Source organism: Mycolicibacterium iranicum (genome assembly GCF_014190915.1).
GTDB lineage: Bacteria > Actinomycetota > Actinomycetes > Mycobacteriales > Mycobacteriaceae > Mycobacterium > Mycobacterium iranicum_B.
On record NZ_JACHVU010000002.1, the window covers coordinates 367,729 to 384,253 of the forward strand.

Genomic DNA, 16,525 nt, shown 5'->3' on the forward strand with positions numbered 1-16,525 from the left:
CGTGAGCGAGCTGTCCTGGGTGGCAAAATCCAAGATTGGTGACGTAGTTGACTGATCGAGGGCGCCGGCGGTTCGCAGTCGTGGATCGGCCTCGCATGGCATCACGTCCGGGAATCACGGTGGTTGTCGAACGGAGTCTGCGTTGCGGTACACGCGGTATCTACTCTCAACATTCGAGGCCACGTGCTTCTCAGCGCGTCTCCGCTCCATCTCGCCCGGCGGAGCAGCCGACCAGAAAGTGATTTCGTCGGAACCTGTGGTGAAATCCCAACCTTGACCGGGTAACGCTGCTACCGGATCAAGTCCCTCCGCGGTGAGCTCACGGTGCAACTGCTCGCGTGCTGTACGCCAGGCGGCCGCGACCGATGGGCTTGCAGATCCGCGCACGTACGCAATTGCGGTGATGTCGCGGTCCGGGCGACCTTCGCTGACCGCACTAGCAGCCGACTCCGCTGCGGCAACCTCATGCAATTCGGGGACTGGCGCCATCGTGAGGTCGGTGTACAAGCTGGAACTCACCTCCTGGCGGTCGCCCCTGGGGGTCACGGCGTAGGTGGCGACTATCGATGCGGCGCTGCCCGAGGTCGATACCACGGTCACCAGCACGTAGTCATCACTGGACCGACTGTCGGACAGCACAATCCCATCACTCAGCGACGATTCGAACTCCCCACCGACAGCTTCAATAAGTGCCGACAGCAGCGGGTGCCCCGGTGCTATCAGCTCGGGCGGGTCAGTCGCAAAGATCTGACTGTCAGCGTGCTCGAACGCCACCCGGTCGTAGTGGGGCATCAGCGATGAGCCGAACAGGTCACGCAGCTTTGTCGGGACGTACGCGATCTGCCACGCATTACCTCGCTGGGCGATGTCGACATGGAAGATGGGCGCAGCCCGCAGCACGAAGTCGCGGACCACATGCGGCTGAAAGCTCATGGCCCTCGCCAACTCCATCTCATGACGGAGCGCCGAGAGTTCCTCAGGCGTCAGCGTGCTCACCGATTCGGTACGCTTCGCGACCGCCCGCTCCAAACGTCCTGACACCGAATCGAGTTCAGCGTTTATCTCGTCGGTAGCTGCTTCCCTGGCGACGGCCCGCGTGAGCAGCTGACTGAGGCTCATCTCGGTCAGCACGTCACCGAGAACATCGAACACTTGGTCGCCGAGCGCCTCCCGCTGCACCTCCAGCTTCTCAAGAAGGGTCCGGAAGACGTCGCCTTCCCGGGTATCGGCCGCGACGAGATTCCACAGGTGGCACGTGTGGCGCTGACCGATTCGATGGATCCGGCCGAATCGCTGTTCGAGGCGATTGGGGTTCCACGGGACGTCGTAGTTCACCATCAGGTGCGCGACTTGCAGGTTGACGCCCTCGCCTGCAGCATCCGTCGCGATGAGGACGGAGCTGGCCGGCTCGCCAATGAAGCTCGCCTGCGCGCGGCGACGATCGGCCCAGGGCATTGCCCCGTGAATCACCTGGACGTCGACGCTTCTCGCGAGCAACTCAGCGAGTCGGTCCTCGAGATAGTCGAGGGTGTCGCGATTCTCGGTGAAGATGATGATCTTGCGTCTGCGCCCGTCGGGCTCGTACATCGCACTGCTCGTAAGCAGCTCGGCGAGCGCGCCCCACTTCGCGTCGACACGCGCCGAATAGACGGCCTCCGCCTTCGTGACGAGCTGATCGAGGACAAGGATCTCCGCTTCGAGCTCTGCGGGTGTGCGTGCGTTCGTGGCGGCACTCACCACTTCGTCCTGATAGGTCTCTGCCTGCAGGCTGCTCATCTCATCAGGATCGTCAGTGGCAAGTCCCAGAGTCGCGGCCAAACGAGCGGCAAGTTTTTCGTCGGCATTGCGCGTCTGGTCGGCTTGCGCGCGCAGCCGATCCCGCCGACGGGTGAGCGACCGCAGGATTGCTTGAGGCGAGGACGCCAGCCGGCGCTGTAGAACAACCAGCGCGAAGCCCACGCTGCGCCTCGTGTCGTCGTCGGAGACCTTGTTCATCTCCTCGCGCACGTACTCACTGACCGCCTCATAGAGCTCGGTCTCCATTGAACTGAGCTTGTACGGGACGGTGTTGGCGCGACGCTCGGGAAACAGCGGCGATCCGTCCAGATGGACTAACTGCTCTTTAACGAGGCGGCGCATCAACCGGTCACCGGCAGGGTCGTTGACGGTGGGCTCATCTGCAGATCGCAGGAGGTCAAGGAAAGCCCGGTAGTCCGCGTCCTTGCCGTTGTGTGGAGTGGCAGTCATGAGCAACGTACTCGGGACCGAGTCACGAATCGCCTCAGCGAGTTGGAAGCGTTTCGTCTTCGTGACTGTGCCGCCCCAGGCGCTGACCGCTAGCTTGTGCGCTTCGTCGAAGATCGCCACGTCGTACCTCCCGTCGACCGTCAAGGACTCAAGGTGCTTACTCCGACTGAACTGGTCGAGTCGGGCGATCAGGAAGGGAAACGGTTGTAGCGACTCATCCTCTGGATCACTGAGCAGGGACCTTTCAAAGATCTCGAAATGGAGTGCAAACTTGTCCCGCAGCTCGTTCTGCCACTGTTCGACGAGGCTGCCGGGCACGACGATCAGGCATCGCCGTACCCAGCCGCGCGCGAGTGCTTCTTTGATGAATAGCCCTGCCATGATGGTCTTTCCAGCGCCAGGGTCATCGGCGAGCAAGAACCGTTTGGGATGCCCGCTGAGCATGTAGTCGTAGACAGCCTGCACCTGGTGCGGTAATGCCTCGACGTTGGACGACGAGACGGCGAGCAGCGGTGTGAGCGCGGACGCGTGCCGCAACCGCAGGGCCTCTATCGCGAGCCAGAACTGATTGGGATCGGCCGCGAGGGTCGGGCCGCCGCCGCCCAGTGGCCGAACGTCCGTCAGCTGGTCCGCCGAGAATAGTCGCGAGTCCTCGATTCCGAATTCGTCGCGGAAGCGGACAAAGGCGCCGACGCCCGCCCTCGTGATGTCAATGATCTCGACGACTGCGCCGGGCACCAGCCCTTCAACCTTGACCCCCGGCGTCAGGTGAGCGAGCTCGTTCTGCACCGCGGTCTCCGATCTTCCGGGATGGCTATCCGCATGATAAACAGCAGTGGGGAGGGATACGGCCGTGGACGTCATGATTGTGAGCGGGGTGAATCTCGACCACGCATGGACTGGTCTAGGACCTCGCTACGGATCCGCTCTACGCGACTGGTCCCGCCAGCTCCTGGCGCTTGTCGTCGAGGAGGCCAATCAGCGGGGCGCAGGCATACTGCTCGTCGCGGGTGACCTCTTCGACCGCGCGTACGTGGTACCTGCGACCGTTGATTATGCGTCCCAAGTCCTCGGCACGTTCCGCGGCGAGGTACACATCGTTCCTGGTAGATCCGATTGGATCGATGCGACCAGCTTCTACACCACCCACGACTGGGCGCCGAATACGTCGATCAGTTCGTTTTCGGACTACCGACCTTGTTCCAGTGCGCCGACGGTGTGGTTGAGCGCAAGGACGTCGCCAGGAGGATCTGCCCCGCGCGTTCCGGTCGTGGCTGAACCCCATGTGCTCATTCGCGCCGGGACTGTCGATAATGGTGACGCGGTAGTCAACGTCCCGGCCCTCGTCCATGACCCACGGGAGCCCGAGGGATTCGCTCTCCTTCTTGACAGTGCCCAACCCGATGCGCCCGCCCGCCGGATTGATCTGCCCAACCAACCTGGTGCGATGGTGGACGTCGATGTCACGGGTGCGATGAGCACTGATGCGCTCGCTGCCGCACTAGCGGCGGCCGCGACGCCCGACAGTCCGCTACTGCTGCGACTGATGGGCACGCTCGCACCCGGAGTTCTGCTGCCCGGTTTCTGGGGATCGGACCGGGACCTTTCCTCCGACATTGTGCTCGACTTTGATGGACTGACCTTCGCGACGCCACCAGTGGATTCGAGTGACCACAGCGCCCGAGCGGAGTTTCTTCACGCGATGGCGTACGCGAATACCCCTGACTTACAACGGCATCAGGCCACCGCGCTAGGCCTCGCTGCCCTCGACGACTCCGTCCAGGGGACTTGATACATGTACATCACCAAGGTAGTTGGAACGGCGTTCGGCCCCTTCCGTGGCGAGACCCTTGAATTCGCGCCGGGTCTCAACGTCGTACATGGACCTAACGAAGCGGGCAAGTCGAGTTGGTTCAACGCCATCTACACAGGCCTCGCCGGCCGCCGCAAATACAAAGGCAAAGGCACAGCCGCGGAGACCGACTATAAGAACCGGCATAAGCCATGGTCGGGATCCAAATGGGGGGTGGGGCTTGTGGTCACGCTCGATGACGACCGCGTGCTGGCGATTGAGCAGGACCTCGCAAGGGGCGAGTGGCGGATCACCGACGGAACTACCGCGAAAGCCTTTAGCGACACCGGCTTGCTCACCGAGGGTAGCTTCGATGGCACCCGGTTCCTGGGCCTTAATCGCCAGTCGGCGCGATCGACCATTTTCACGGGGCAAGCCGACATCCTACGAGTTCGAGACGATGCAGGCGCGCTTCAGGAGCTGCTGGAGAGGGCCGCGTCGACCGAAGCGGCGGATGCCACCGCCGACGTAGCGATAGCGTGGCTCAAGGACCGGCGACGTGAGTGGGTGGGGGTGGCACACGGGCGGAAGCCCCTCGGACTGGCGCTGGAGACGTTGAATACCGCACGGGCACAGGCTGAATTACGCAGGGACGATCGCAGCGAGCTGCTTGAACACATCGTCAATCGGCAGAAGCTTGCCGCAGCACTGGTGGACGCACGCGCCAAAGTGGATCTCGCCAACCGACTCGTGAAGTGGCAGAGCGTGTATGAGCTGCGTGGCCGCGTCGAAAAGGCAGTCGCGCTCTCCGCCGGATTGGCTGAATCAAGCGAAGCGGACTTAACAATCGATGAGACGAAACTTGCCGCAGCGGCTAAGGCCTTGGTGGTGTTCGACGACGGGGCTGATGTCGCGCCGTTGGAGGGGCCGACAGCGGCCGACCTGCAGCGCCAGATAGACGAGCTACCGCAGATGCCGGAGGGCGACCTCGAGCCGCGTCCGGATGTTATCGCCGCCCACGGCGAACTGGTCAACGCTCAAACCGTTCTCGACACCCACATGCAGGCCGCACCGCCGGAAGTTCCGCAGACTCCGCCGACGACCCTCTCCGCCGACGAGCTACGCACGGTTGCAGATATTCTCGCGTCGAAGCCGCCCGACGTTGACACGGCCGCAGTAACAGAGTTCCAGCGAACTAAGGAGGCGCGCGCTGCGCAGTTGGAAGCCCTCCAGCAAGGCGTTGATGAGCGCAACACCGCATACCAACAGGTAAAGGCGGATATCGACGCCTCGGTGCAGCGCGGGGCGCAGGCCGGGGAGCTCCTGGCACTTCACAATGCTGAGCGATCGGCCGCTGACGAGGTCATCGCGGCCACACGCAGGCAGTCTGAATACCTCGGTGAGGCGCTCGCGTCACAGGAAATCCAGGCGGGAGTGATGGCGCAGGAGGTCGCACTACACCAACATCAGGAACGCGTCGGCGCTGCGCGTGCCCGGGTGCTCGCGGAGTCACTTGAGGCCGAACCCGAAGCGCTCAAGAGGATCGCACGCGCGATCGATGAGACCGGCGCTGCACTGGAACGGGCGGCGACGCACGCGGAGCGTACGACGGAGCTTCGTGCGATCCGGGATGACCGTGCTCGCGTCCTTTTTCAACTGCTCGGTGTGGAGGGACACGCCGAGATGGCGGAAGGATCAGTGGAACAGGCTATTCAGCTGTTCTTTGAGTACGTCGAAGCCTGCAAAGGCCGTGCCGAGGTTGCGCAGCTCGCCGCTCGTCGCCCTGATCTCGCTGAGACACAGGCCCAGCGGCAGCAAATCGAAGTGCGTCACCAGCAGGCGCTCGCTACGCGCGAGGCGCAGCGTCGCGATGTCGTCGAGCTGGTAGCCGTCGTCGGCCTGAATGCGGAGTCTGCCGAAGGTGCGGCCGACCAGTTGCGTCAGTGGGTGAGTGAGCAAGAGGAGAAGCGGGCGGCGCTGACCAAGCGGAAGACGGATGTTGCTTTGCTCGAACAACTGCTAGGCGGACGAGGGGTGCGCGACCTGGAGTTGGACCTCGCGACCCAGACGGCGTATGCCGGCGAGGAGCCGGACGCGCCGATGCCACCGGATCTGAACGCTTTCGTCACTGGCGCGAAAGACCAGCATGACAGGATGATCAACCTCGACGGCCAGATCAAAGGCAGAATCCAAACCCTCGGAAGCAGTCTCGGCTCTGTGGCGGAGGCTGTGGAGGCCGAAGCCGATGCGCTGCGGGCAGTGACCCAGGTACAAACATTGCAGTCCTGTCTGGATGCTGCGTCCGTCGAACTCGAGAAGGCCAAGGAGCGGGCCAACGCCTCTATTGCACCGGCTCTCGCGAACCAGATGCGGCCCTGGCTGCCCAGGGTGACCAACGGCCGCTATCACGATGTCAGCGTTGATCCGGCCGACCTCACAATTAACGTGACGGAGCGGACTGGCCAAGTGCGCCGAGCGGATCGACTCTCGCTAGGCACCACCGAGCAGATCTATCTCCTTCTTCGGGTGACCCTGTCGCAGGTACTCTCCGGTGGCGCCGAGACCGCTCCATTGATCTTCGACGACGTCACCACCCAGTCCGACAACACGCGCACGGTAGCGGTGATGGAACTGCTCCATGAGCTCAGCACTGAGCATCAGGTCATCCTGTTCACGCAGGAGGAGGAAGTTGTCGAATGGGCGCAGCAGAACATCGAACCCCCGAGGGACAAGACCATTGCGCTGGTGGCGCCCTGAACCTCCAGCTGACTACGAGGCACTTATATCCCGAGAATGAGGTTTTCTGGATCGACGAATTCAAAGGACCGCTTAGACCTAGGCTGAACCCGTGACGGGACTCAGCCCTGGGATCTACGAGGTACTCGTCACCGAGGCGCTGCGCGCCCGCCTTGCCCCCCTCGCGAGTTCCTCTCGCCCGTCACGACCCTTGCACAAGGCCGAAGCTGCCGATCGGATCGCCCTGCACCTGAGCCGACAGATCGAGCAGTCCCTCGCGGCGGTCAGCGAGGACAGGCGAGTCCACGTGGGAATCGAAGTGGCGCAAGCCCTCATCGCACGGCTCGCCGAGTTGATCAACGTCGACACAACCGACACCCCCGTCGAACCGGGCGAAGTGCTGCACGCGATCCTTGAGCAGCGCCCAGACGGGACACCGCGCCCCATCGCGGAACCGCTGATCCCGCTCCTCGATACCACCCTCTTGACCAACGCCCCGGGCGAGCCGGGCCTGCTGAACCAACTCGACGCCGAGATCGACTCAGCGGACGCGATTGACGTCGTCATGGCGTTCATCCGGCGCAGCGGCATCAACCCGCTTCTGGGGTCACTGCGCCGGCATCGTGAACGAGGCAGACCGCTACGCGTCCTCACCACCACCTACACTGGTTCCACCGAACGTGCTGCGCTGGACCAACTTAAAGGACTTGGCGCCGAGATTCGAATCTCCTATGACCTCAGTACGACTCGTCTGCACGCCAAGTCCTGGATCTTCCACCGCCGCTCGGGCTTCTCCACCGCGTACGTTGGTTCGTCAAACCTCACCCACTCCGCGCAGGTGACCGGCCTCGAATGGAACGTCCGCGCCTCCTCAGCGCGGAACCCCGACATCCTCGCGAAGTTCGAGGCAGTCTTCGAAAGCTACTGGCGGGGAACTGACTTTGTCGCCTACGACCCGAAGCAGTTCGACGAGGAGCTACGACGCGTGGGCCGAACCGACACCGGACCGACCGTCATTCTCAGCCCGATCGAGCTTCGCCTCGAGCCATTCCAAGAACGCCTCCTCGAGCAGATCGAACTCTCCCGCGAACGCGGCCACCACCGCAATCTGCTCGTCGCTGCCACCGGCACCGGCAAGACCGTCATGGCCGCCGTCGACTATGCCCGCCTGCGTGCAGAATTGCCGCGCTCCCGGCTGTTGTTCGTGGCCCATCGCAACGAGATCCTCGATCAGAGCCTTGCCACCTTCCGCTATGCGCTGCGCGATGCATCGTTCGGAGAGAAGTGGATTGGAGGTTCGCGACCAGTTCACTTCGATCATGTCTTCGCTTCGGTGCAGAGTCTTAACGCCGCGAACCTCGATGACCTGCAGCCGCATCACTTCGACGTCGTTATCGTCGACGAGTTTCACCACGCAGCGGCACCCTCATACCGCAAACTCCTCGATCACCTTTCGCCTGTGGAGCTGCTCGGTCTCACTGCTACGCCGGAACGTAGCGACGACCTCTCGGTCCTGCATTGGTTCGATGACCGCATAGCCGCGGAACTGCGGTTGTGGGACGCCATTGACCAGCAGCGTCTTTCGCCGTTCATGTACTTCGGCATCCACGACGGGCTGGACCTCACCCAGATTCCCTGGCGCAGGGGTCACGGCTATGACCTCGAAGCGCTCAGCAGCCTCTACACCAGTACCGACGCCTGGGCCCGCACCGTCCTTCAAGAGGTCCTCCGCCTCGCCGACGACCACAACAACATGCGGGCCTTGGGGTTCTGCGTCAGCATCGACCACGCAAAGTTCATGGCGAAGCACTTCAACAGGGCTGGCGTGCCCGCTGTCGCGGTTTGGGGTGACAGCCCGCAGCCAGACCGTCAGGCGGCGCTAAGAGACCTTGCCGTCGGCAAAATCCGCGTCGTCTTCTCGGTCGACCTCTTCAACGAGGGTGTTGATGTGCCTACCGTCGACACCGTACTGATGCTGCGCCCGACCGAGAGCCCCACGCTGTTTCTTCAACAACTTGGGCGAGGATTACGACGCGCGAAGGGCAAGACCTTTTGCACTGTGCTGGACTTCGTCGGTACACATCGCCGCGAGTTCCGCTTTGACCGGCGCTACCGCGCGCTTATCGGCGGCACCCGCCGCGACATCGAACGCGCTGTGCAGCAGGGGTTTCCTTTTCTGCCGGCCGGGTGCTACATGCACCTTGACGCTAAAGCCTCCGAGATCGTGCTGCGCAGCTTGCGTGAGGCGATTCCCACGCGGTGGCCCGCCCGGGTGGAAGAACTCAGAGTCATCCACTCGAAGTACCCCGACGTCACGCTGTCGAAGTATCTCGCCGAGTCCGGACTCGACTTGCCTGACGTGTACGACGGTTCGCGAAGTTGGTCGGATCTGTGCGTGGCCGCCGGGGCGCCGACCGAACCGGCGGGGGAGCACGAAAAGCCGCTGCGTAGGGCGCTCGGACGGCTACTCCATATCGACGACGATGAACGCATCGCCACCTACCGGCGATTCCTCGAATCTCCCGCGCCGGCGGACGTTTCCGAATTGTCAGAGCGGGACCGACGCCTCGTCCGGATGTTGGTCGCCAGCACAGGCGATCAGGTGCTGGCCAAGGACACCTCTTTGCAGGACGCCGTCGATCTCGTCTGGGCACACCCCCAGGTGCGCGCCGAACTCGCTCAGCTGCTGATCGAACTCGACGCCCGGGTGGACCACCTCCATGGCGCGCTCGGTCATCATCCCGACGTGCCACTTCAGGTGCACGCCCGATACAGCCGATTCGAGATCCTGGCTGCGTTCGGCATCGGGGGAGGAGCCACGGTGCCTCCTTGGAGGGAAGGCGTGTACGAAGCCAAGAACGCAAACGCCGAGCTGTTCGCCTTCACCCTCGATAAGAGCAGCGGCGCCTTCTCGCCGACCACCCGCTATCGCGATTACGCCCTCAGCCCCTCGCTCATTCATTGGGAGAGCCAGTCGCTGACCCGAGCTGACAGCGACACCGGTCTGCGCTACCGGAACCACGAGCGTGACGGGCGCTCGATCATGTTGTTCAGCCGGCTGCGCGCCGACGACCGCGCTTTCTGGTTCCTCGGTCCAGCCACCTACCGTGGCCATGTCGGCGAGAAACCGATGGCCATCACCTGGGAACTGCACACGCCGTTATCGGGCGACCTGTACCAGTCGTTCGCCGCCGCGGTGGCTTGACATAGTGACGCTACCGCCACGACATCGTTTGCTACCGTCGCCGATTCCCGAAGCGGCGACGGCTTTACCTCAGTCCACCATGCGGATGCCCAGGATCAGGGCGAGCGCGCGTTCGATCTAGCGCATGGTGTCGGGGGCCAACGTTCCGAGCGGCTGCAGCAAACGGCTGCGTGCGATGGACCGCACTCCTCGGCTCACCGCGACACGTGCGGTATCCACGCCTTCCTCGGCCGAGATCCGCGGTCGACTCCAGCGAGCAGGTCGTTGACGGAGATGACGACAGCCGGTCAGTGCTTTCCGGGCACCCCGGTGCGTGCGGCACCCAGCGCTACCAGCCAGAGGTCCCCACGCTGTGGTTCAGCCGATGCCGTCATCAACACCGCGGTCCCAGTCGAGGTCCTCGGTTCGTGCGTCCTCATTGGTCGCTTCAGCGCGCGTGGCGTCACGCTCGGCGCGGAAGGCCGCCTCGTGCTCGGCGCGTGCGGCCAGCTCCGTGAGCAGAGTCGCTATGGATGCGCCCCTCGCGCGCGCTTGAGCGGCAAGCCGATCACGTGTGGGCACTGGGACCCTGATTGTCGCCGGCTGGGTAGACATGAAATTACGATACTTATGTCGCCGCCATTCAGCGCCTGGAATGTGGCTAGCTCTGTAGTCGGTAAGCCGTCAGTCTTCTGACAACTCCGACCGCTGCTCCTCGCTGAACCCCGGCATGGCGGCCTGCGCATCCACGATCCGTGCGCTTCGATATCCCCGCACATTCCCGGACATGGCTGTCATGGCCTCTCGGGACTTTCCCCGGCTGTAGGTTACGGCTTGTTCAGCCTTGACCCCGAGGTCCTTCCCGACCTCGACCGCGTCCTGGTCTGCACCCATATACAGGAACTCCCAACCGAATTCGTTGGTCTGCTGTTCGACGAGGGACTTGATGGCGGGTCGACTCCACTCCTGGCTGGCGTTCTCCAGGCCGTCGGTCATGATCGCGATGACGACCGTTCCCGGCTTGTCGTCCTCGGCGAGTGCGGCGATCTCCGCAGCGGTATCGGTGATGAGCTTGCCCATCGAATCCAGCAGTGCAGTGCTGTTGCGGGGATTGAGCACTAGGGGCGGCACCTCGTTGACGGGCACCGCCCGGTAGACGACCTCGTACTCGTCGTCGAACTGCGCGAGCGTCACCCGGCAGTCGCCGTCGCCCGCGCGCTGCTCTGCGAGGAACGCTTCGAAGCCACCGACCACGTCGGACTTGATGGACTGCATCGATCCGGAGCGGTCGAGCAGGAAGGCGATGAGGGTGAGGTTCTGGTTCGACATGGTCGGTCCTTTCGGTTGTTCGCTAGCGAGGCTTGCTTTTTCGGCGTGGTTTAAACCGCATCGGCTCTACGGGGTCAGCGGGCGGCAGGGGATTGCGGGCGTGCTTGTCGTTGCGGGCGCGTTTGACGTCCTCGGCGGTGATCCGGGCACCGCTGGTGACATACGGGTTGAGGCGGGGCGTGCTCGCGAGGCGAGGGCCGACCGCGTTCTCGGTGAGGCCGGCGCTCTTCCCGGCCGCCGCGATCGACATCTCGTCGTCGACGACGGCGCGGGCCAGTTGCTCGTCGAGCAGCTGGCCGACTTCCGTCAATACCGACCGGAGGTGTTGTAGGGCTTGATCTGCGGATGTGGCAGTCTCGGCCTGTGTGAGGTCTGCGCGGATGCGGTCGTACCGGTTGGACATGAGCCACCATACCGCAAAATGTGCGGAATCCGCAATAACTGCGGATAACTTCAGCCATCCACCAGTCGACAGGCTCGCTAGCAGTGCTGTCTTCTCATGCGCGAGATAATGTGCGAGGAACAACATCAATCCCGGTCGACAGCCACACCCCCGAAACCGCGGGCAGGCAAGGCTCATCCCCGGGTCATTTCCCGAGAGCCCACCGGTCGCACCTGAGCGGAACCCGGGCCGGTGCGATGGCAGAACGACTACGACCGCGGCGGTCTCAGGTACCGCGCGCCATCCGCGCGACACCGATGCCGTTCGACGAGAACGTCAAACGGGGTTCGCCCCTTCGCATCCCGTAACGACCTGACCGCACCGTGCCGAATCAACCCCGCGACGATGCCGGCAGGTGCACCGTGCCATGCCGCCTGGTGTAGCGCGGTGAACCGAGCCGAGCCACCCGGCCGCACCCCGTTGATGTCGACCCGCGTCCGCGGGTCGTCGAGCATCGCGAACACAGTCACCCAGTCACCGGCCTTCGCCGCATCGGCGAACCGGTGCTGGGCACCGACCGCATACGCAGAAGGCGTTCCGGGATGCAGACGCTGCAACGCCTTTCGGAAGGCGACGTTGGGATGCGCGGCCGGCAGTGCTTCCTGAACGTCGGTCAGTGCCCTATCGACGCTGACGCCTCGTAGCCGTGCCCCGTACAACGCCCCCACGGTCGGTGTGCGGCTGTACGCGCCGACACAATGCACCAGCACGGTGCGTCCATCGCCGCGTAGCTGCTCCACCGCGCGCACCGCATCGAGCAGAACAAAGTCGAGGTGCGGGTTCTCGTCGTCGGCGACTCGGTCGATCAAACGCACTTCCACGTGCGGCATACCCGCGGGAACGTCGCCGTCGGCCACCCGACACAACGACACCACCGCGTCGACATCCGCCGGTAGTCGGCGCAGCACGCCGATCCCGCCCAGCACCACACCATCGTCGTACGGATGGCGCGCGACCGTGCCGATCGGGGAACCGGGATAGGAGAAGTCGAACTGGTCCGGTTCACCACCACGGTGGATCGCAGACGCCACGTCGACGAGGCCGCGTGCCGTGATGCCCGGCCATCCGTGCAGCAACGCGCGCCACCGCACGGGCACTGCGGAGGCACCGTACGCCGCGCCGAGCAGCCCTCCGGCGATCGCGGCGATGGTGTCGGTGTCATGCCCCGCCCGCACTGCTGCGTCGAGCGCCAACCGGAGATGGTCGGCACGAAACACCCCGGACGCCGGGTCGTCTACGGGCACGGGCGTGGTGCTGATCGCCGACCATGCCGCCTGCAGCGCGGCCACCACCCAACCGTTGTGCGCGAACGACGACGGGCGTCCCGCCTCCGCCGCGTCCAGCCGCTCCTGCCACACCTTGCGGCGGCTCCAGTCGATGTGGCGCAAACCGATTCGGACATCGAGCTGTGCGGTGAGCACCGCGTGCCGGATCGCGCAGCACCAGAGCACGCAGGCGTCACCGGCGTCAGGGTCGAAATGGGTGAGTTCGCTCAAAGCACCCGCCGCTTCAACCATTGCGTCCTCGTCGTCGAGGTAGGCGAGCGCTACCGGCGCGGTCCGCATCAGCGAACCGTTGCCCGCCGTGCGGCCGGTGCGCTCGTGCAGTCTGGCTGCTGCTTCACGGGCCCACGCCGCCGTAACGCCACCCGGCTCCGCGGCGGCTATAAGCACCGAGCGGGTCTGGATGCCGACATCCTTCGCCTGCAGCGACCATACGTGCCAGCGCGCGACGATCTCATCCTTTGCTTCCGGTGCACGCAGGTCTGCGCCGGTCGCGGCCACCTCGGCGATGGCGATGGCCATCGAGGTGTCGTCGGTCCACTCGCCGGGCTCCCATATGCCACCCCCGACCATCGCGACGTCGAGTTGAGGGCCACGCGGCGGGCCGAACTCATACGGCGCGCCGAGCGCGTCACCGGCTGCGGTGGCCAGCAGGACACCCTCGATGCGGTCGTGCAAAGACGTCATGACGTCCCCCTCCGCTCACTTTGCGCATATTTGCGCTAATTAGCTTTTACTGTACTCCACGGCGCCGACGTCCACCACAGACGTCCCGAGCCGCAGCGGAGGGACGGCCGCGGACTACCCGCCGAAGCGCAGATTCGAGCCTCGAATGGCACCGTCCGTCGCTACAGTCACGGTGGTGGGACATCTCTTCGTCACTCGCGGTGACCTGACCAAGCTCGCCTGCGACGGGATGCTGATTCCGTGTGACTCGGCGGGGCATGTCAACCCCGGCTGGAGCGACGTGCTTCCTCCCGGCCTGCCACGGTCGGACGCGTATCCCGAGTGGCTGGTTCTCGACGGCCGGCCGAACAACGCCGGCCTCGTCGCCCTTCCCGCCGTCGACGGCCGCGCGGTATGGGCCTTCGCCTCCGTGGACATCGACCGCGATGCCACGCCGGAGGACGTCGTCGACCGGACGTGGAAAGCTCTGACGCACGTAGCCGGCCATATCGCCGCTCGTGAGGGCCGCGCGGCGCCGTTGATCGGCCTCCCGCTACCGGGTGCCGGCCATGGCGGACTGGGGACTCGACGAGCCGAGGTCATCAAGTCGCTGCTGCAGCGTTATCGTGACGCCTCACTGACGGCCGACGTGGCGCTCGTGCTGTGGGATCGTCGCGACTTCGCCGCGATCCAGGAGCGTCGGAATGACGACGACTGGTGCGAGCTCTCTGACGAACTCCGCTCTGAGGCAGATCGATTGGGCAAGCTGGCCGCGGAGGGCGAGCTATCGTTGTTCCTCGGCGCCGGAGTGTCCACGCCCGTCGGGCTGCCGAATTGGTCGCAGCTGTTGAACGCGCTGGCCGAGGAGGCGGGACTCGACGCCCCACCCGATGACGCCGACCCCTTCAAGGCCGCCGAACCGATCGCCGAGAAACTGGGGGACGGGTACCACGAGGCCGTCCGCCGTCGGCTCGCGCATCGGCTTCACGGCGTCGGTCACGCGCTCCTTGCCAGCGTCGACGTCCAACGGATGGTGACCACGAATTTCGACGACTGCATGGAGACAGCGTTGAAAGCGCCGATGGGCGAAACCTTTCGCGTGCTCACCCGCCAACTGGCGGCGGGCGGGTCGCGCTGGCTGCTCAAGATCAACGGCGATGTCGAACAACCGGGCTCCATTGTGCTGACCGAAACTGACCTCACGCGTCATCCTGACGAGCGGCGCGCCCTTGAGGGTGTTGTTCAGAGCTTGTTGCTGACCAGTCATCTCCTGTTCGTCGGGTTCAGCCTCACCGACAAGAACTTCCTCGCCATGGCCGAAGCGGTGTCGAAGGTCCGCGCGAGGGCGCAGGGCGCAAAGCCGTCGAAGTCGGGGACCGCGCTCGCGCTCACGACCCGAGGACGCGACCGAGCGCTCTATACCGATCTGCGGATGTTGTCGATGGGGGCGGAGTCGTCCGCTGAGGGCGCGCGCATCCTGGAGATCTTTCTGGACCGAATGGTGTGGACCGCCGCCACGCAAAGCACACTCGCGGGCGAGTACCTGTTGGACAACCGCTATTCGAGCGGACTGTCCGGCCCCGACGCTGCCCTCCGGGACCTGCTGATCGCGATGACCGAAAAGGCAAGTGCTGAAGCGAGGTCGAGCAACGGATGGAACCGAGTCGCCGACTGCCTGCGCAGCCTCGGCGCAGACGATGCGCTGGTTCCTCGCGTCACCTCGGATCGATCCACCACGGCGGAAAACTGATGTCCAGGCGTTCACTTCGCTTGTAGCCCGACCACGTCGGCACACCTGTAGGCTGACCGCGGAAAACACCCCGGGCAGCGGCAACCACTCGCTCACGCTGCGTCGGCCACTGCAACTCTGCCGCAATGCCCTCCAGCGCCGACAACCGTGTGCCGTCGAGCGCACGGTCCATCAATGCCATCGCGGGCAGCGCATTGCTCTTGTCACCGTTGCATCGTCGGCAGGCCAGAACCAGATTGGCCAGACCGTCGATTCCCACCAGCGACCACGGCAACACATGGTCGATCGGATTGTCCGGCGGAAGGTGCGTCCCGCAGTAGAAGCAGTGCGGTCCGAACGCATCCTTGAACGGGCCTCTGACTGCCGCCAGCGCGGTACGTTCCCGCCCGAAGAGGTGCCCAGCGACATCGGGCACGTCTGATTCGAGGAATTTGTTCATCCGCCGCACGTCCTCGACCCACATGATCTCGAGCGCCGGCTTCAGCAACCCGGCAAGCCGCGCCAGTCCGTAGGCAACGCCGGTCTTCAATTCGATGGCGTCGCCGTGTGCCCGAACCGCGGACCGCGACACGTTCTCCCCGAGGAACGAGTCCTCATACAGGAACGGGTCGCTCACTGAGGCGCCGGGTAGCTTCTGCAGTCGGGGCAGTGGCTGCTTGATCAGGGCGATCGCGATGTGGTCGATGGCCGCCGCGTAAGCCGCGGGTGCGCGCAGCATCGCAATCTCGAGCGACGTTCGGCTGTTCCCGACCCTTGCCGCTGCCCGGAACGCCTTGGTTGCGTCGATGATTCGCGTTCTGGTTCCGGTGCGGCGCTGGGCGAGGTCATGCCCTTCGAACGGCCGGACCTGGTGCCAGTAGAGCGCAAGGACGCGGTGGGCAATGTCCGGGATCGGCACCGTCAGCGGATCGTCGTCCCGCGGCGGCAGATTCTCGATCGAATGCTCGATCAACGCCATCAGTGTTGCGAGCTTGTATGTGGCGTCTCGTTGGCCATGCTCGAGTATTGCGATGACACGCTGGCCGAGCAGGAGTGGATCAGGCTCCATGGCTCGGCCACCTCACCTGGTGGTAACTCGGCACGTGTCCATTATCGG

10 protein-coding genes are annotated in these 16,525 nt (G+C 64.4%); 4 read left to right on the forward strand and 6 right to left on the reverse strand.

What is annotated here, in order from left to right; all coding sequences use genetic code 11:
- Nucleotides 1-114: 114 nt before the first annotated feature.
- Complete coding sequence (locus FHR72_RS05530) at nt 115-3,036, reverse strand: helicase-related protein (RefSeq protein ID WP_311736065.1); 2,922 nt, start codon at nt 3,034-3,036, stop codon at nt 115-117.
- Nucleotides 3,037-3,109: 73 nt separating this feature from the next.
- Between FHR72_RS05530 and FHR72_RS05535 the strand changes: the two genes are divergently transcribed.
- The 3 genes from FHR72_RS05535 to FHR72_RS05545 all read left to right on the forward strand — a co-directional run bounded on the left by FHR72_RS05535 (nt 3,110) and on the right by FHR72_RS05545 (nt 9,980).
- On the forward strand, nt 3,110-4,039 hold the full coding sequence (locus tag FHR72_RS05535) for a hypothetical protein (protein WP_221193159.1): 930 nt from the start codon (nt 3,110-3,112) through the stop codon (nt 4,037-4,039).
- A gap of 3 nt (nt 4,040-4,042) precedes the next feature.
- Nucleotides 4,043-6,796 carry an AAA family ATPase gene (locus tag FHR72_RS05540; protein ID WP_183466934.1) on the forward strand — a complete coding sequence of 918 codons (2,754 nt, stop codon included), beginning with the start codon at nt 4,043-4,045 and terminating at the stop codon, nt 6,794-6,796.
- 91 nt (nt 6,797-6,887) lie between these two features.
- The gene (locus FHR72_RS05545) at nt 6,888-9,980 is read left to right on the forward strand and encodes a DUF3427 domain-containing protein (protein WP_183466935.1); all 3,093 of its coding nucleotides are present in this window, start codon (nt 6,888-6,890) and stop codon (nt 9,978-9,980) included.
- A 357-nt stretch (nt 9,981-10,337) separates the two neighbouring features.
- Here FHR72_RS05545 and FHR72_RS05550 read toward each other — a convergent pair whose 3' ends face one another.
- The 4 genes from FHR72_RS05550 to FHR72_RS05565 all read right to left on the reverse strand — a co-directional run bounded on the left by FHR72_RS05550 (nt 10,338) and on the right by FHR72_RS05565 (nt 13,700).
- Nucleotides 10,338-10,541, reverse strand: a complete 204-nt coding sequence (locus FHR72_RS05550; RefSeq protein ID WP_311736066.1) for an antitoxin — start codon at nt 10,539-10,541, stop codon at nt 10,338-10,340.
- Nucleotides 10,542-10,643: 102 nt separating this feature from the next.
- A complete protein-coding gene (locus FHR72_RS05555; RefSeq protein WP_183466937.1) occupies nt 10,644-11,288 on the reverse strand; it encodes a vWA domain-containing protein in 645 nt (214 codons plus the stop codon).
- 22 nt (nt 11,289-11,310) lie between these two features.
- Nucleotides 11,311-11,817 carry a hypothetical protein gene (locus FHR72_RS05560; protein WP_260155831.1) on the reverse strand — a complete coding sequence of 169 codons (507 nt, stop codon included), beginning with the start codon at nt 11,815-11,817 and terminating at the stop codon, nt 11,311-11,313.
- A 122-nt stretch (nt 11,818-11,939) separates the two neighbouring features.
- Nucleotides 11,940-13,700, reverse strand: a complete 1,761-nt coding sequence (locus FHR72_RS05565) for an ADP-ribosylglycohydrolase family protein (protein ID WP_396888397.1) — start codon at nt 13,698-13,700, stop codon at nt 11,940-11,942.
- Between the two features lie 175 nt (nt 13,701-13,875).
- Between FHR72_RS05565 and FHR72_RS05570 the strand changes: the two genes are divergently transcribed.
- A complete protein-coding gene (locus FHR72_RS05570; RefSeq protein ID WP_183466938.1) occupies nt 13,876-15,429 on the forward strand; it encodes an SIR2 family protein in 1,554 nt (517 codons plus the stop codon).
- On the opposite strand, the gene FHR72_RS05575 is transcribed toward FHR72_RS05570, so the two are convergent.
- Nucleotides 15,395-16,477, reverse strand: a complete 1,083-nt coding sequence (locus tag FHR72_RS05575) for a DUF8808 domain-containing protein (protein ID WP_183466939.1) — start codon at nt 16,475-16,477, stop codon at nt 15,395-15,397. The genes FHR72_RS05570 and FHR72_RS05575 overlap by 35 nt on opposite strands.
- Nucleotides 16,478-16,525 lie beyond the last annotated feature (48 nt).